Origin of the sequence: Rummeliibacillus pycnus (genome assembly GCF_044359855.1) — a bacterium.
GTDB lineage: Bacteria > Bacillota > Bacilli > Bacillales_A > Planococcaceae > Rummeliibacillus > Rummeliibacillus pycnus_A.
The window spans coordinates 1,223,764-1,241,719 of the sequence record NZ_CP132291.1; the positions used below are offsets into that span (position 1 = coordinate 1,223,764).

Genomic DNA, 17,956 nt, shown 5'->3' on the forward strand with positions numbered 1-17,956 from the left:
TGTACGTACATCTCAAGTCTATCATGATTTATTATATCTTTTCCACTAATAACGCAAAACAAACATTAAACAAAATTAGCTGATTTCTAGTAATTCTAATCTTCAAAAGATAAGAGATTAATTTTCTAGACAAAAAACCCGTATGATTTTTTTACATACGGGTTGCTGTTTTCATTTTATTTTACTTTACATCATGATTTTATTTTTGTTATGCAGCCATCCATGCATCAAGAACTGCGATTGTTGGGTTACTAATGTATTGTCCACCTTCAATTTATAATACTTGACCAGTCCTAAATTTTGATTCATCAGAAACTAAAGATAACGAAGTGATGCAGGAGCAAGTTTTCTATTCATAATTAAGTACGTATATAATGTATTTTACTTTTGATTTTCATGTAGATAATTTCCTACTCCTTTTGCGATAGAAGTTGTTAATTTATCTAGATACTTTTTATTAGAAAGATTGCGATCTTCCGCTGGGTTTGTAACATAACCTAATTCTAATAATATTACAGGTACCTTTGACCAGTTAAATCCAGATAAGTCTGCTCGATAACTTAAGCCATTTTGGTAGAGTGGAAATTCTTTTCCTACTTGCTGAACAATTTTTTTGGATGCCTTTTGGCTATTTTCAAAGACATTTTTTGTGTTTGGATTATTCTTAGATGGTGCAATAATTGAAAATCCTTTCGCATTCGAATTCTCTGCTCCATCCGCATGCACTCGGATGAATAAAGCTGATTTATGTTTGTTCGCTATTTCAGCACGATCACGATTAGATAAATCTACATCATTTGATTTGCGAGTCAAAAAAACTTGATATCCTTTTTTCTTCAATTTCTTTTGTAGCATCTTAGAAGCCTCTAGTGTGATAGCGTATTCCGGTTTTCTTGTAACAATCCCCCTTGAACCGACAGTGGCTTTATACTTTGTTTCCAAAGATCCAGGGGCAACAGGTTCCTGCTCAATATTTGCATACATTTGATGACCAGGGTCAATTGTGATTACAATATTTTTCGATTTCTTTGCCTGGTCAGAAGATTTGCTGGTAATTTGCTTATCCTTAGTTTTCTCTACTTGCTTCGTTAAATTCTTTGATGGCTTTTTGTTTTGATTTACTATATTACTGATAGAACTATTACTATTCATATGATTCGTATTACTATTATTCAATAATCCTTGATTTGTTTGATGATTGACAATCAATATAACACTTGAGACAACGAGCGTCATAATGATTAATAATATGGTCAATTTTTTCATCCTCATCGCCTCAATTCGTTGTTATTTATAACTATAACAAAAAAGCCTAGCTTTGGTCGCTAGGCTTTTTGACATATTCTAAAATTATGCTTCGACAGTATCCATAACTCGAACAAATTGTGCGTGAGAATGAGGATATCCGGCATTGTCAATTTTGACTTTTACTAGTTTACCGATCATATCTTCAGTACCTTCAAATACAATTTTCAAATAGTTAGCAGTATATCCTGTAAGTAACCCAGCTTCTTCACCATCTGTGAACATTTCTTCAGGAATCACTTCAAGAACTTGATCTTCAAATTTCGAAGCATATTCTTTTGCAAGTTGGTCGTTTAAAGTTAATAAACGGTGAACACGTTCATTTTTCACTTCTTCGTCGACTTGATCTTCCATACGAGCTGCAGGAGTTCCTGTACGTTTTGAGAATGGGAATACATGAAGTTCAGCAAATTTGTGTTTTGCAATAAAGTTATAAGTTTCCATAAATTCTTCTTCTGTTTCGCCAGGGAATCCGACAATTACGTCAGATGTTACCGCAAGGTCTGGTAACACTTCACGTAAACGATCTAAACGCTCACCGAAGAATTCCATAGTATATTTACGACGCATACGTTTTAAAACTGTGTCAGAACCAGATTGGATTGGAATGTGTAAATGATTCACAACAACTTTAGAATCACGTAATACTTCAATGACCTCATCAGTTAGTTGACTTGCTTCAATAGAACTAATACGTAGACGTTTTAAACCTTTTACGTTGGTTTCTATATCACGTAGAAGTTGTGCTAAATTATAATCTTTTAAGTCCTGTCCATAACCACCAGTATGGATACCAGTTAAAACGATTTCTAAATAACCTGCATCAACAAGTTGTTGCGCTTGGTGAACAACTTCTTTTGGATCACGAGAACGCATTAGTCCACGAGCCCATGGAATAATGCAAAAAGTACAGAAGTTATTACAGCCTTCCTGAATTTTCAAGGAAGCACGAGTACGGTCTGTGAAGAACGGTACATCCAATTCTTCATATACTCTATTTTTCATAATATTTTTTACTGCATTAATAGGTTGACGTTCTTGTTTATATTGTTCAATATATCCAAGCATTTTCATGCGGTCTTGTGTACCAACAACAATATCAACACCAGGGATTGCCATTATTTCTGCAGGAGAAGTTTGAGCATAGCATCCTGTAACACAAATTACTGCATCTGGGTTTTGGCGAATCGCACGACGAATGACTTGACGACTTTTTTTATCCCCTGTATTCGTAACAGTACATGTGTTAATCACATATACATCCGCTTGATGATCAAATTCTTTTCGTTCATAACCTTCATCTCTAAACAGTTGCCAAATAGCTTCTGTTTCATAGTGATTCACTTTACATCCAAGTGTGTGAAAAGCCACTGAAGACAAGGCTGCTCACCTCTTTCATTCAAATTCATAAGAAATAGCAGAAAGCACATAGAAAGGTGCAGTTTCCGCTCGTAATATTCTAGGTCCAAGTGATATACACTGACATCCTAATTGTTTTAGAGCTTGCGCTTCCCCTCGATCAATTCCGCCTTCTGGACCGAAGATGACAAGCATTGATTTATAATCATACACCTTTTTTAACTGTTCGGCAAATCGCGTACGTACCTCTTGTTTGGCATCTTCTTCATCTGCTAGGAAGACAACATCATAGTTTTCCACTTCTTGTAAGAGCCTTTTGAAACTAATAGGCTCGTCAATAGTTGGTATATGTGTACGATGTGATTGTTCAGCAGCCTCTTTCGCAATTTTCTGCAATCGTTCTTGCTTCTTTTTGCTTTTTTTATAGTCCCATTTCACAATTGAGCGTTCAGCTTCAAAAGGTATAAATGAGTACATTCCTAATTCTGTTGATTTTTGGACGATTAACTCTAATTTATCGCCTTTCGGTAAACCACATGCGATGGTTACATTGATAGGGAGTTCTGGAGATGGAAGAGTACGCTGAGTTTTTTGCACATGTACTCCTTCATCACTTAGTTTGGCGATTTCACAAATAGTCGCTTCCCCATTATGTACGACGATAATTTCATCGCCGGCACGCATACGCATGACTTTCGAAATATGGTGAGCATCATCCCCACTGATGATGGCTAATTCATTGTCAAATGATTCATTGATAAAATAACGTTGCATAAGTACACTCCATTAGTTTTAGGCTTTACGAGAAATAATTGTAACCCAGTCTTCCATCATCATCACTTCATCAATAATAAAGCCAGCACTTTCAAGAGATGCTTTCACATCCTCTTTTTTCGCTTCGATAATTCCAGAAGTGATAAAATATCCATCTGGTTTAACAACAGTATAAGCATCATCTGTAAAAGTCATAATAATTTCTGCTAAAATATTCGCTACGACTATATCAGCTGGTTCTTCTACAGTGTCTAAAAGGTTTCCTTGAACAATATCGATATGGTCTTGGACTTTGTTTAGTTTTACATTTAGTTTTGCCGATCGGACTGCTACTTCATCCAGATCAAGCGCATGAACATGTTTAGCCCCAAGCATTGCTGCACCAATTGCTAAGACACCTGAACCTGTACCAACATCAGTAACCATAGAATTTTTTGTCACATACTTTTCTAATGCTTGTAAACTCATTACAGTTGTTGGGTGTGTTCCTGTTCCAAAAGCCATTCCAGGATCTAATTCAATAATTAGTTCATCACTATCCACTGGTTCATAAATTTCCCATGTTGGAACGATCGTAAAACGATTAGAAATCTTCACTGGATGGTAGTATTTTTTCCATGCAGTTGCCCATTCTTCTTCGTTTACTTCACTAATAGATACTTCGTTGGCACCAATATTAATATCAAAATTAATAAGGTTAGTGATTGCAAGTTTAATTTCTTCTACTGTTTCTCCTAAAAAACTTGTGACAGGTAAATAGGCTTTGACTATTACACCATCTACTGGGAAATCTATTGGATCTAATTCGTATAACTCACCGAATTCATTTTCTCGAACCTTGAATAGATCTTCTGAATCTTCAATAACGACACCGCTTGCACCTGCCTCATGCAAGATATTTGAGATAGGTTCTACAGCTTCGTTTGTTGTATGGATGGATAACTCCGACCATTTCACTTGCAATCACTCCTCTAATTATTCACCTTTAAATTTTTTCTTTAATTTATCTATTAATGAACTACCTTGTTCTTCAGGTATATCCCCTGAAATATTCGCAAATTCTCTTAATAGTTCTTTTTGTTTTTCTGTTAATTTTTTTGGAGTTTTGATTTGGACGATGACATGTTGGTCACCATTTCCATAACCATGAACGTTTTTAACTCCTTTACCCTTCATGCGGAAACGATCACCTGATTGAGTACCTGCTGGAATTTTCATTTTTACGTTTCCATGAATTGTTGGAACTTCAATTTCATCACCTAATGCAGCCTGAGGGAATGTGATCGGTAATTCTAAATAGATATCATCACCATCGCGTTCAAATCGATCATCTGCACGAACTTTGAAGACGATATATAAGTCACCTGCTGGTCCACCGTTTACACCAGCTTCACCTTGACCACTTAAGCGTAGTTGTTGACCATCATCCACACCTGCTGGGATATTGACTTTGATTTTTTTACGCTTTTTAACTGTGCCTGCACCGTGACATGTTGAACATTTTTCTTTAATAATTTGCCCTGTACCTTGGCAGTGGTTACATGTGCGACGGTTAACCATTTGACCAAATGGTGTATTGACCGTTTCAGAAATTTGACCAGAACCATTACAGTGATTACATGTTTCTTTAGATGTTCCAGCTTTTGCACCTGATCCATGGCAAGTATCACATGTTTCTTCACGAGGAATTTCAATTTCTTTTTCTTTACCGAATACAGCTTCTTCAAAGCTGATTGTCATACGATATTGAAGGTCATCACCTTTACGTGGGGCATTTGGATCTCTACGAGTTCTTCCACCACCAAAGAATGAACTAAAGATATCTTCGAATCCACCAAAGCCCTCAGCACCACCGAATCCACCAAAGCCTTGGTTTGGATCTTGGTGACCGAATTGGTCATAACGAGCACGTTTTTGATCGTCACTTAATATTTCATATGCTTCAGCTATTTCTTTGAATTTTTCTTCTGCTCCTGGTTCCTTGTTTAAATCAGGATGATATTGTTTTGATAATTTACGATAAGCTTTTTTAATCTCGTCTTTAGACGCAGTTTTTTGAATGCCTAAAATTTCGTAGTAATCGCGTTTCTCCATCTTTCACACTCCGCTCTTTTCACATAATTATTATTGTACCATGTATCGACAAAATGGCAAAAGCAATCTAACTAGTTGTGGCTAGTGATTAGTCTGCCTCCGATTTTATTCATATCCAGCTTTGGCGGCTAGCCCCTCATGGTCGAATAACCATTACCTTATGTGGCAAAAAGCGCTACTTCAGGTTAAGAACATTGACTCATCAGGGCTGATTGAGCCACCTCTGCTTTTATTTTTATCCAGCTTCGATTAACGATGATGTTGATATTTCATCAGGTTCGCTACAGACGTACGCTTCCCGCAGGGTCGCCGCCTTTCTCTCAAGAAGAATGCATTAAAAAAATCAACAATATCATTTAACAGAACCTTAAATTAAAAAAGCCAAAGCCCGAGAGCGGTCTTTGGCCTTTTCATATTGCTTTATAAACGATGATTATTTATCGTTAACTTCTGTGAAGTCTGCATCAACAACGCCATCGTCTTTTTTATCTGTAGCTTGGCCTTCTGCACCAGCTTGAGCTTGTTGTGCTTCAGCAGCTTGTTGGTATACTTTCATCACTAATGGTTGAAGAATTCCTTCTAATTTTTCTTTAGCTGATTTAATTCCTTCGATTTCACCAGCTTCAAGAGCTTTTTGCAATTCTTCTTTTGCTTCAGTTACTGATTTCTTTTCATCTTCAGTAATTTGATCGCCTAGGTCAGTGATTGTTTTGTCTACTTGGAAGACTAATTGATCTGCTTCGTTTTTAAGATCAACTTCTTCTTTACGTTTTTTATCAGCTTCTGCATTTGCTTCTGCTTCTTTTACCATACGATCGATATCTTCTTCAGATAAGCCTGAATCAGATTGGATTGTAATGTTTTGTTCTTTTTGAGTACCTAGGTCTTTTGCTTTTACGTTAACAATACCATTCTTATCAATATCGAATGTTACTTCGATTTGAGGGATACCACGTGGTGCAGCAGGGATATCTGTTAATTGGAAACGACCTAAAGTTTTGTTGTCAGCAGCCATTGAACGTTCACCTTGTAGTACGTGAATGTCTACAGCAGGTTGGTTATCTGCAGCTGTTGAGAATACTTGTGATTTAGATGTTGGGATTGTAGTGTTACGATCGATTAACTTTGTGAACACGCCACCCATTGTTTCAATACCAAGTGATAGTGGAGTTACGTCAAGAAGTACTACGTCTTTAACGTCACCAGTAAGTACGCCACCTTGTACAGCAGCACCCATTGCTACTACTTCATCAGGGTTTACACCTTTATGAGGTTCTTTACCAGTTGCTTTTTTAACAGCTTCTTGTACAGCTGGAATACGAGTTGAACCACCCACTAGGATAACTTGGTCAATTTCAGAAGCTGATAGACCCGCATCAGATAAAGCTTGGCGAGTTGGTACCATTGTGCGTTCTACTAAATCAGCTGTGATTTCGTTGAATTTCGCACGAGAAAGCGATACTTCTAAGTGTAATGGACCAGCTTCACCTGCAGTAATGAATGGTAATGAGATTTGTGCAGATGTTACACCTGACAATTCTTTTTTCGCTTTTTCAGCTGCATCTTTTAAACGTTGTAATGCCATTTTATCTTGTGATAAATCGATGCCGTTTTCTTTTTTGAATTCTGCAACTAAATAATCGATAATTTTTTGGTCAAAGTCATCGCCACCAAGACGGTTATCACCAGCAGTTGCAAGTACTTCGAATACGCCATCACCTAGTTCTAGAATAGATACGTCGAATGTACCACCACCAAGGTCAAATACTAATACTTTTTGATCTTGATCCATTTTTTCTAAACCATAAGCTAGTGCTGCAGCAGTTGGTTCGTTGATAATACGTTCAACTTCAAGACCTGCGATTTTACCAGCATCTTTAGTAGCTTGGCGTTCTGCATCGTTGAAATAAGCAGGTACAGTAATAACTGCTTTTGTTACTTTTTCTCCAAGGTAATCTTCAGCATATTCTTTTAAGTGTGTAAGAATCATTGCTGAAACTTCTTGTGGAGTGTATTCTTTATCTTCTACTTTTACTTTATAGTCAGTACCCATATGGCGTTTAATAGAAATAATTGTATTTGGGTTTGTAATTGATTGACGTTTAGCTACTTCACCAACTTGGCGTTCACCGTTTTTAAACGCTACAACCGATGGAGTTGTACGAGCGCCTTCTTTGTTTGCGATAACTACAGGTTCGCCACCTTCTAATACAGATACGCAAGAGTTAGTTGTACCTAAGTCAATACCAATAATTTTACTCATTTTGAATTTCCTCCTAGATTTCTTTTCATCAAAGTATGATGTGTTTTATTCATTAACTTTAACCATTGCTGGTCGTAATACACGTTCTTTAAGTATATAACCTTTTTGCAATTCTTGTAAGACAATTCCAGATTCTTTTGTTTCATCTTTTTCTTGCATTACTGCATGATGAATATTCGGATCAAATGGTGCATCTTCTGTTGCAATTGGTTCTAAGCCTTCTTTTGTTGTTGCTTCTATTAATGAACGGTATACCATTTCGATTCCTTGTTTCATCGATTGGGCATCTTCCGTTGTTGCTTCTACTTGTAGTGCACGTTCAAAATTATCTAATACAGGTAGTAAATCTGTAAGTAATTTTTGTGCACGATATTTTTCTTGTGCTACGCGATCAATTTGTGTGCGTCTTTTTAAATTATCAAAATCAGCACGTAGGCGTAAATAACTTTCTTGTTCATTTTCTAGCTTTTCTTTTAGTAGCGCTAGTTCGTCTTTTTCAGCATCTTCAACTGTTTCTTCGACAGTTTCGTTTGTTTCAGCTGTTGTTTCTTCTACTAGTGTTTCTTCAGTAGTTTTTTCATTTTCAACTAGCTGTTCTTTTTCTTCTTTTGATTGAGACAATTGTCATCCTCCTCTAATGTCGATCTTACTGGATTCTTTTTGTAAATTGGTATGATAAACCATTACTCATAAAATCTAGAATTGAAACTACTCGTTTATAATCCATACGAGTAGGACCGATGATAGCAATAGATCCTTTTAGCTCTTCACCAACTGAATAAGACGCAGTAATTACACTACAATCTTCCATTGCTAAATGGTGGTTTTCAGAGCCTATCCGGATATGAATACCTGTTTCATGTAATGGAAAAATCGTTTGTATTTGGCTTGTTTTCTCCATTAGTTCCATTAACATTCGGACTTTGTTTAAGTCATGGAATTCTGGTTGATTGAGCATATTCGTCTTTCCACCGTAGTATATTTTACCTTCCCCTTGATATTTGTTGATATCAAAGATTGACGATAGTAAACCATCATAGGTACCTAAATGCGATTTAATCACTGCCGCTGCCTCTTGCTCAAGCTTATTTTGAAGCTGCTCAAGCGGAACACCGACAAGTCGTTCATTTAATATGTTAACGACTTTCTCAATATCCGAAGGAGAAAAACTTTTCGGAATAGAAATTAGGCGGTTTTCAACATGTCCATTATCAGTTACGATAATAGCCACGGCTGAGTCAGCTGTCAAAGGAACAATTGAAAATTGTCTTACCCTATGGAGCTGAACATCTGGACCCAAAATAATGGAAGTGTAAGTCGTCAAATCTGATAGAATATCAGCAGATTTACGAATAACCTGTTCCGTTTCCATCATCCGATCTTGGAATAAGGATTGGATGGTTTTGATATCTTGAGTAGTAATAACTTGAGGCTTTAACAAATGATCTACATAAAATCTATAACCTTTTTCTGAAGGTACTCGTCCCGAAGAAGTATGGGTTTTCTCTAAGAAACCTAATTCCTCTAAATCAGCCATTTCGTTTCGAATCGTGGCTGCACTAAAGGTCATGCCTTCCTTCTTCGCAATTTGGCGAGATCCTACTGGTTGCGCTGTCGCTATGAAGTCATCTATGATTACTTGCAAAATTTGCAACTTTCGATTTGTTAGCATGATCATCACCTCTCGTTGTTAGCACTCACCATCGAGGAGTGCTAATACAATTATTAATTTATCACCTCTATATAATGATGTCAACGAAAATGCACAGGTTTATAGTAAAAATTCTTCAAATACTTCATTTCCTACAAAACGTCCATTACGAGTTAGTCTTATATAATCATCATCAATTGCTATAAACCCTTTATGGACAAGCTCTTGTAATTGTTTTTCATAAATACTTTCTATTGTACAGTTGAACTTTTCGATAAAATGTTTTTTACTTACACCCGCTGTTTTTCGTAGACCTAAAAAGAGTTCTTCTTCCATTCTTTCTTGCTTTGTTTCAGTATGTGTTTCATTGATTGGTTTTTCTCCATTTGAGATTGCTGCCATGTATTTTTTTAATGGTCCATGGTTTGAATAACGTATACCATTAATATATCCATGTGCACCTGCACCAAACCCTGCATATTCATCATTATCCCAATAAATACGATTGTGGATTGACGAAAAACCGTCTTTACCAAAATTACTTATTTCATATTGATGTAAACCATGTTGCTCCATTTGCTGCATCAGTACGTCATACATTTCAGCCTCTAAATCCTCTCCAGGTAATCGCAATTTTCTTTTAGCCATTAAATTATAAAAAATGGTTTTTGGTTCAACTATTAGAGAATATGCTGAAAAATGCGGTAGCTGTAGTGAAAATGCAATATCTAAAGTTCTCTTCCACTGCTGCATAGTTTGCCCTGGTAATCCATACATTAAGTCGATACTTATATTCTCAAATCCAATATTCTTAGCATCTTCAATTGTTTTGAAAACATGCTCATTTGAATGTGTTCGACCCAATTTTTTTAATAATTCGTCTTGGAATGCTTGTACACCTAAGCTAAGACGATTGACACCGCCATTATAGAGCACTTTCAACTTTTCTTTTGTTAATTCATCCGGATTTGCTTCTGATGTAAATTCTTTGACATGTTCCATCGGTATATACATACGTATTAACTCTAATAATCTATACAGTTGTTCAGGTGATAATGAAGTGGGTGTTCCACCACCTAAAAAAATTGTTTCAATGTTTGAAAAATCATGATCACGAGTCCATAAGCGCATTTCTTCGCCTAAGGATTCAATATATTCATCGACTGGCTGATTTTTAAAAAATACTTTGTTGAAGTCACAATAGTTGCAAATCTGATGGCAAAACGGAATATGGATATAAACACCTCTAGCCAATCTAAAACCTTCTTTCATAAATTCATACAAATTAATATTAGATATAGTTTAATGTATTTCTCTCTATTATCAAAATGTCATGAATTATTTTAGAAGATAAAGAACTATCAAACCCTTAAAAGTATGGAAAGTATCCAATTGAAAACATCTCATAAGTTCTTTTCAAAGCTACTAAAATAACGTTTAGGTCCTCATTTAATAATATCCAATTTTGTTCATTGCAACTTTTTCGACGGCGAGTCCTCGAAAATGCATTCGTATTTCCTTCGTACGATGTACATTCATAGTCCTACAGGAAAAGATTGAGCTGAAAGCCCCTCAGGAATTTAGTGAACGCACTGAAAAAGTAAAAATAGATGAAAATTTATATTAAAAATCTTGTATAGCTATATTTGTTGAAGTGGAATTAGCGGAGATTCCTGTGGGAAAACGAGCTAGACGAGACCCCGGAGCGAGAATTTCTCTGCGACGAAGCTAGCGAAGCGATGCAGGAGCACAAGCGAGGAGCTCGTCAGTTCGCCCACGGAAAGCGGAGCTAATTCCACTTCATTCATTAGCGGATATATACTATAAATATTTGTGTTACTACACTTTTTCAGTGGCCTCAACCCGAGGAGGCTCAACGCTCACCTGCGGATAGCGAAGCTAATTCCACACATGCAGAAACCAGATTAATACTATTAATATTTGTATTAAAACACTAAATGTTCGTATTTAAAAACCAAAAATAGATTTATGAAATTGATTGGGATATAAAAAACCGTATGCTTTATTACATACGGCTTTGGGCATTACTATTTTGAATATGTAAACCGATTTAAGTTAAAGCACTCATCACAAGCTACTTCAATTTCCATTACATCTTTTGATGTAAATATAAGTTTTGCAATGTTACCTTCCATTTCACGTGCCGCATTTACTGTATTTGGTGTGATTGGTGGATTGAAATAAACAGCTTTCCATTCAAATTCATGACCACAATTAAAACATTGATGCGTGTTTTTTATCTTTTCAAGATTTTTCATGGGTATCGCCTCCATATCTATTATTTCATATCCAAAATTGAGATAACAGTAGATAAAGTGTCTATTTATGGAAACTTTTTGTCATCGAGATTGTTCTGCTTCTCAATAAAAAAGGAAACGTAATAATACGCTTCCTTTCCCCCTACTTATATAAAAGTTTTTGCTGTTTTAGTTCTTCTAATTTATTTTGCATATGAGTGATATGGCATTCAAAAGCCCCAAGCTTAACTTCGATAGATTTCATCAATCGTTCTAGGCATTCAATATCTTCTTTAAAAACCACAATATCACTCCTTCCTAAATATCATAATCACTATTCTAATAGAGAATAACTAAAATGAAAAATTAAAATATACTTTATTTTCAATATTTCTACAAAATTCGACAAAACACAATTATATAAAAACACTATGTAAATATAGCCATTAAATGTTACGTTAGAACTAATATAAAAACCACCTAAATGCTATTGTACCTATAAAACAATTTTCAGTCTAGGGTTATTATTTGTTAGAATTGTCCAAAAGAAAAAAGAAGAGCCAATTCAGCTCTTCTTTCGATAGAATATTTTATTTTTTAGGTTGATCGTCATCCATTTTCAATACTGCCATAAATGCTTCTTGAGGTACTTCAACGGAACCTACTTGTTTCATACGTTTTTTACCTTCTTTTTGTTTTTCAAGAAGTTTTCGTTTACGAGAGATATCCCCACCATAACATTTTGCAAGTACGTTTTTACGCATTGCTTTAATGGTTGATCTTGCAACAATTTTCTGACCGATTGCAGCTTGTATTGGTACTTCGAACTGTTGACGTGGGATTAACTCTTTTAGTTTCTCTACAATTACTTTACCGCGTTCATATGCAAAGTCTTTGTGTACGATAAAGCTCAATGCATCCACTTGTTCGGCGTTTAGTAAAATATCCATCTTCACTAATTTTGATGGTTTATAACCAATCAATTCATAGTCAAATGATGCATAGCCTTTGGTGCTAGATTTAAGTTGGTCAAAGAAATCATAGACGATTTCTGATAATGGAATTTCATAGAAGATATTCACACGTATTGTATCAATATAGTCCATTGTTAAGAAATTACCACGTTTTCGTTGGCAGATTTCCATTACCGCTCCAACATAATCATTTGGCACCATAATGTTCGCTTTTACATAAGGCTCTTCAATACGATCGATTTTTTGAGGATCCGGCATCATAGATGGGTTGTCCACTTTTATTTCTTCACCATCTGTCATGTGCACATGGTAAATAACGCTTGGCGCTGTGGTGATTAAATCGATATTAAATTCACGTTCTATACGTTCTTGAATAATTTCCATATGAAGTAGACCTAAGAATCCACAACGGAAACCAAATCCAAGTGCTTGTGAAGTCTCTGGTTCATATTGTAATGCAGAGTCATTTAGCTCTAACTTTTCCAATGCTTCTCGCAAATCATTATATCTAGCAGTATCGATTGGATATAAACCGCAATATACCATCGGATTCAACTTACGATATCCAGGCAATGCTTCTGACGCTGGGTTATTTGCAAATGTAATGGTATCCCCTACACGAGTATCACCTACATTTTTGATGGAAGCTGTTAAATACCCAACATCTCCAACTGTTAAAAACTTAGTAGGTGTAATTTTCGGTGTATGTACACCGACTTCAATTACTTCGAATTCAGCACCTGTTGCCATCATACGAATCTTATCACCTGGCTTAACAGTACCTTCTACAATTCGAATAGAAGTTATGACTCCACGATATGCATCATAAACAGAGTCGAAAATAAGTGCTTGTAGAGGTGCTCCTGGATCTCCTAGTGGTGCTGGTACTTTTTCAACGATTTGTTCTAGAATATCTTCAATACCAATACCAGCTTTTGCTGATGCTAAAACCGCTTCTGAAGCATCTAAACCAATTACATCTTCTATTTCTCCACGAACACGTTCTGGATCAGCTGAAGGAAGGTCAATTTTATTAATGACTGGTAATATTTCAAGGTCATTATCTAAAGCAAGGTAAACATTTGCTAAGGTCTGTGCCTCAATCCCTTGCGCAGCGTCAACAACTAAAATTGCCCCTTCACAAGCAGCTAAGCTTCTTGAAACTTCATATGTGAAATCGACATGTCCTGGAGTATCAATTAGATGTAAAATATAAGTTTCTCCATTTTTTGCTGTGTATTGTAATTGTACAGCATTTAATTTAATCGTAATTCCACGTTCTCTTTCTAGATCCATGGAATCTAGAAGCTGTTCTTTCATTTCACGTGCAGTTAATGCGTTTGTTTTCTCTAATATACGGTCTGCTAATGTTGATTTTCCGTGGTCAATATGAGCGATAATAGAGAAATTTCTTATATGTTCTTGACGTTTGATCAATTCTTCTCGATTCATGCGTTCCACTCCTAATTAAACTACTAGAATTATAGCAGTGATTCGCATTATATTGCAATGTTAGGATGATGTAGGTTCTACAAATGCTTCTTCAATAGCTCTTGCTAAAATCGCGATTGAACGGTTTAATTCTTCTTCGTTATTATCAATACCACCAAGCTCAATCAAAATAACTTGTTTTGATAAGTCTTGGTTATAAATACCATTGACACCTGCGCCTGATTTCCTAATTACTCCTCTTGAGATCCCTGGAACTAGACTATTTAACTTTTTGGATAACTGTTCAGCATATGCTTCGTTTGCTTGGTATTGCTGGTTTTTTCCACCGATGACAAATGCCATTCGAGCATACGTCATTCCTTTATAAGTAGTTGTAGTCGTTTTTCTTCCTGCAGAATCTCTATGAATATCCATGATTAAATCATAACTTTCTTTTTCAATCTGTTTCTTTACATAGGGACGGACTGCATCATAAGCCTGGTAAAATGCCATTTGCTGTTGTTTCATTACTTTCATAGTATCAACGTTTAGAATGTCCGCAGCAATATTGTTTTGTTTGAAGTGATTGACAAATATATCACCTAAGGTTTGGACATTCGTCGTATCATTATTTACTGTGATAGCTTGCTGTCGTTTTCTTAGCATAGGATAATATGCTTCATGTGAGTGTGTAAAATAAATCAAGGTTTTAAAAGAAGTGGTTGGTTTTTGCTCCGAGACTTTTGTGGCGATTGTTTTGTTTGCTGCATAGGCAATTTTGGTATCCTGCTTTGACGTTTCAATAACTGGTTTCTCTTCTGCCCAAAGCGGGATTTTCGCTGCAATGATAGGTAGTGAAAAAAAGATTGCTAAGAATAAAATACTAAATTTCCATCGTCGTTGCCGTCTTTGCATCCTATATCCCTCCTCCTGTTACTCTATGGAGAAGGGATCTTATTTAGAACCTCTAAGCGGCACTCAACCATCTTGTACAAACGCTTGCAAGCATGTTAACGTAGGCAGAAACCCAATCATCAATATTTTTTGGAGTAACAAAAAGACGTTGTTGTCCAGTTAAAACTTCTTGGAAAAGTTGAAGGCGTTCATCTTTCTCCCACTTCACCCATTCGCCAAAAATCGGCAATAATGCATCTGTTGATATTGGTGTATTTTCATCTACCGAATAGGATGAAACGGACAAAGCAGATGAAGGTCTCTTTCCTTCTGATATTTTTGCTGAAATATATTTAAATAAAGATTCTACCGCATCTGTTATTAACACTGGACCATCTACTACTGTTGGTAATCCAATTGCGATTACGGGACATCCCATTGTTTCTTCAGAAATTTCTTTTCTTGCATTTCCTACTCCTGCGCCTGGTTGAATACCGGTATTCGTAATTTGTACTGTCTTGCACAATCTATCACTAGAATTCGTCGCTAGCGCATCAATGACCACGATTAAGGATGGTTTAATATTTTCAGCAAGAGCCCTTACAAATTCACTTGTTTCGTAACCAGTTTGTGCTGTGACACCGGGAGCATAAATAATGCAATTCTCTTGAATCATAATATCTTGGTTATGCAACTGTTCAATGGTCAAGGGTCCTATAGCATCTGGTGTAATCGTGCGATTTCCAAGACCGATAATAAGCACTTTTTTTAGTTGCTCCTTGGTATGCAATTTTTGAAGCACTTTAATAATATTTTCTTCAAAAATTTCAAGTCCTTCTTGATCGTATGCTTCTAATGATGGAACTGATAATGTGACATAAGTTCCTTCTTTTTTTCCAATATGCTCTTCTCCTTCTTTTGAAACGGTCACTTGTGTTATTTTTACGATTTCCTCCCAATTTTCTTGTATGTCTATACCATTAGATTCCCTTAATGTTGCGCGTTCTTCTTCTGTTTTATGTTTAATATATGCTTCAGTTTCATCTACTAGGTCTGTCGTTGACCATTGGAAATTTTCCATAATCTCACCTCATTCCTAGTGTGTACATTGTGTCAAGTAAATATTCTTTGCATTTCTCTCTTGATTTTTCTACTAGGATTTTGCTATAATGATGCTTGTTGTATAGACACATGAAACAGTTGAGAATTTACTCATCTCGATCCTTTTTAGGAGGTGAACATTAATGCCAAACATTAAATCTGCAATCAAACGCGTAAAAACTAACGCTACTGCTAACGCACAAAACGCACAAGTAAAATCTGCTATGCGTACTGCTGTGAAAAAAGCGGATGCTGCATTAGTTGCAAAAGATGATAACGCAAAAGAACTTTTAAGTGTTGCTGTTAAATCATTAGATAAAGCAGCTTCTAAAGGCTTAATCCACAAAAACGCAGCTTCTCGTCAAAAAGCTCGTTTAATGAAAAAAGCTTAATCCAATATGGATTCAAAAAGACTAGAGAATTTCTCTAGTCTTTTTTTGTGTACAAGCAACAGCTATATAGATTCTTTTGATATAAAAAAAGAGCTAGCTCATCACTAGCTCTCAACATCATATGTAACTTCTATAATGGCTTCATCAAGAATAGTTCCAAAAATCTTTCCCGTTTACCTCCCATTGATTTCAATTGTAGATCAACTTCACTTAACCCGTATAACGCTTTTAACAACGATTCATCTGATACGCTACGTCGATCCTCTACAATTCTTTTCACACGATAAGGATTTACTTTTAGCTGTTTTGAAATTTGTTGCGGATGATATCCTTTTGTTAGTAAATAATAGACATTAGACATTAAACGTACTTGAGAGGCTAACAGTGCAACAAGCATAATAGGTTCTTGCTTTTGACGTATCAAATCATGATAGATTGATAATGCTTCTGACACATCATGTCGCATATAAGCATTAAGCATTTTAAAAGCATCTTGTTCTAATGTTTTGGCCACTAATTCCTCTACCAAAGAGAAGGTGATATTAGTATCTTCTCCGAGATATAAACAAATTTTCTCAATTTCAGATCGCAAATGTAACATATCCATCCCAACCATTTCTATAAGTTTGGATATAGCTTCATCATTAATGGTCTTTCCTTGAGCTGATACCTCATTTTGCACCCAAACGTTTAAATCCTGCTCTTTTGGCGTCTCTGCCAGCATATACACAGCATGTTCTTTCATTTGTTTAGTAACCTTTTTACGTTCATCAAGCTTTTCATATGGGGCAACGAAAATGGTAACAGATGTATCTGAAGGAAATTCAAGCCACTTTGCAAGTCTTGTTAAATCATGATTTATCTTTTCTTTTGTCTTGTCTGTTGCCTTCAAAAATGAGGCATTCTTTGCAATAATTAATTTCTTACTAGAGAAAAAAGGAATCGTATCCGACTCATCAATCACAAAATCTACAGGCTTTTCATCAAGATCAATGGTAATCGTTTCGATTTCTCCTTCTTCCTCAAGTTTCATTTTAATACGTCGAATAGTCTCATCTATAAAATAGGATTCAAGTCCAGCTAATAAATAAACTGGTGCTATTTTTCCCTTTTGAATATCATTCCATAATTTTGAAAACATTTTTGTCCTCCTAGCACTTCACTAGTTCTAGTATACATTCATTTTTTATAATCTGCGAGTATGGACAAAATGTGTCAAATCCTGCCTAATGTCTTAAATTTTCCATTCAATATAGCTTTTTTGTAGGCGTTACCGTATAATAAAAACGAATTAGGAGGGATATCAATGAATCCATTTGAAAAAGATGTACAATGCAAAAGAAACGATGCTCTTGATTCAGGCGTAGGCTTTGGCGTATCATTCGTATTCTTCGCACTTATGTTCATTATTGCAACTGTAATTGATTACGTGAATTTGTAAGAGTCTACCCGAAAAAGCT

General features: G+C 35.8%; 17 protein-coding genes. 2 read left to right on the top strand and 15 right to left on the bottom strand.

All coding sequences use genetic code 11. The annotated features are described in order from the left end of the window. Positions 1 to 381: 381 nt before the first annotated feature. The 14 genes from Q8X41_RS06120 to gpr all read right to left on the bottom strand — a co-directional run bounded on the left by Q8X41_RS06120 (position 382) and on the right by gpr (position 16,084). Entirely contained in the window at positions 382 to 1,266 is an 885-nt protein-coding gene (locus Q8X41_RS06120) for an N-acetylmuramoyl-L-alanine amidase (protein ID WP_397539368.1), read from the bottom strand. 84 nt (positions 1,267 to 1,350) lie between these two features. After that, the gene (mtaB, locus tag Q8X41_RS06125) at positions 1,351 to 2,685 is read right to left on the bottom strand and encodes a tRNA (N(6)-L-threonylcarbamoyladenosine(37)-C(2))-methylthiotransferase MtaB (RefSeq protein WP_397539369.1); all 1,335 of its coding nucleotides are present in this window, start codon (positions 2,683 to 2,685) and stop codon (positions 1,351 to 1,353) included. Between the two features lie 15 nt (positions 2,686 to 2,700). Further along, a complete protein-coding gene (locus Q8X41_RS06130) occupies positions 2,701 to 3,438 on the bottom strand; it encodes a 16S rRNA (uracil(1498)-N(3))-methyltransferase (protein ID WP_397539370.1) in 738 nt (245 codons plus the stop codon). A gap of 18 nt (positions 3,439 to 3,456) precedes the next feature. Continuing rightward, positions 3,457 to 4,395, bottom strand: coding sequence for a 50S ribosomal protein L11 methyltransferase (gene prmA, locus Q8X41_RS06135; RefSeq protein WP_397539371.1), 939 nt, complete (start codon positions 4,393 to 4,395; stop codon positions 3,457 to 3,459). Between the two features lie 18 nt (positions 4,396 to 4,413). Then, on the bottom strand, positions 4,414 to 5,532 hold the full coding sequence (gene dnaJ / locus Q8X41_RS06140) for a molecular chaperone DnaJ (protein ID WP_397539372.1): 1,119 nt from the start codon (positions 5,530 to 5,532) through the stop codon (positions 4,414 to 4,416). Between the two features lie 433 nt (positions 5,533 to 5,965). Beyond that, positions 5,966 to 7,795: a molecular chaperone DnaK gene (dnaK, locus tag Q8X41_RS06145; protein ID WP_397539373.1), complete on the bottom strand. Its 1,830-nt coding sequence runs from the start codon at positions 7,793 to 7,795 to the stop codon at positions 5,966 to 5,968. A 45-nt stretch (positions 7,796 to 7,840) separates the two neighbouring features. Further along, positions 7,841 to 8,416, bottom strand: a complete 576-nt coding sequence (gene grpE / locus Q8X41_RS06150) for a nucleotide exchange factor GrpE (protein WP_397539374.1) — start codon at positions 8,414 to 8,416, stop codon at positions 7,841 to 7,843. A gap of 25 nt (positions 8,417 to 8,441) precedes the next feature. Beyond that, a complete protein-coding gene (gene hrcA / locus Q8X41_RS06155; RefSeq protein ID WP_397539375.1) occupies positions 8,442 to 9,467 on the bottom strand; it encodes a heat-inducible transcriptional repressor HrcA in 1,026 nt (341 codons plus the stop codon). Positions 9,468 to 9,566: 99 nt separating this feature from the next. Continuing rightward, entirely contained in the window at positions 9,567 to 10,700 is a 1,134-nt protein-coding gene (gene hemW / locus Q8X41_RS06160) for a radical SAM family heme chaperone HemW (RefSeq protein WP_397539376.1), read from the bottom strand. A 794-nt stretch (positions 10,701 to 11,494) separates the two neighbouring features. Further along, positions 11,495 to 11,725: a hypothetical protein gene (locus tag Q8X41_RS06165; RefSeq protein ID WP_397539377.1), complete on the bottom strand. Its 231-nt coding sequence runs from the start codon at positions 11,723 to 11,725 to the stop codon at positions 11,495 to 11,497. A 142-nt stretch (positions 11,726 to 11,867) separates the two neighbouring features. Next, positions 11,868 to 12,008 carry a hypothetical protein gene (locus Q8X41_RS06170; protein WP_397539378.1) on the bottom strand — a complete coding sequence of 47 codons (141 nt, stop codon included), beginning with the start codon at positions 12,006 to 12,008 and terminating at the stop codon, positions 11,868 to 11,870. 286 nt (positions 12,009 to 12,294) lie between these two features. After that, on the bottom strand, positions 12,295 to 14,130 hold the full coding sequence (gene lepA, locus Q8X41_RS06175; RefSeq protein WP_397539379.1) for a translation elongation factor 4: 1,836 nt from the start codon (positions 14,128 to 14,130) through the stop codon (positions 12,295 to 12,297). Positions 14,131 to 14,190: 60 nt separating this feature from the next. Continuing rightward, positions 14,191 to 15,024 carry a stage II sporulation protein P gene (spoIIP, locus tag Q8X41_RS06180; protein ID WP_397539380.1) on the bottom strand — a complete coding sequence of 278 codons (834 nt, stop codon included), beginning with the start codon at positions 15,022 to 15,024 and terminating at the stop codon, positions 14,191 to 14,193. A gap of 52 nt (positions 15,025 to 15,076) precedes the next feature. Further along, entirely contained in the window at positions 15,077 to 16,084 is a 1,008-nt protein-coding gene (gene gpr, locus Q8X41_RS06185; RefSeq protein ID WP_397539381.1) for a GPR endopeptidase, read from the bottom strand. A gap of 163 nt (positions 16,085 to 16,247) precedes the next feature. On the opposite strand from gpr, the gene rpsT reads away from it, so the two are divergent. Beyond that, the gene (gene rpsT, locus Q8X41_RS06190; protein ID WP_397539382.1) at positions 16,248 to 16,496 is read left to right on the top strand and encodes a 30S ribosomal protein S20; all 249 of its coding nucleotides are present in this window, start codon (positions 16,248 to 16,250) and stop codon (positions 16,494 to 16,496) included. A gap of 130 nt (positions 16,497 to 16,626) precedes the next feature. Here rpsT and holA read toward each other — a convergent pair whose 3' ends face one another. Then, a complete protein-coding gene (holA, locus tag Q8X41_RS06195) occupies positions 16,627 to 17,637 on the bottom strand; it encodes a DNA polymerase III subunit delta (RefSeq protein ID WP_397539383.1) in 1,011 nt (336 codons plus the stop codon). A gap of 165 nt (positions 17,638 to 17,802) precedes the next feature. Between holA and Q8X41_RS06200 the strand changes: the two genes are divergently transcribed. Then, positions 17,803 to 17,937 carry a YqzM family protein gene (locus Q8X41_RS06200; protein WP_397539384.1) on the top strand — a complete coding sequence of 45 codons (135 nt, stop codon included), beginning with the start codon at positions 17,803 to 17,805 and terminating at the stop codon, positions 17,935 to 17,937. Positions 17,938 to 17,956 lie beyond the last annotated feature (19 nt).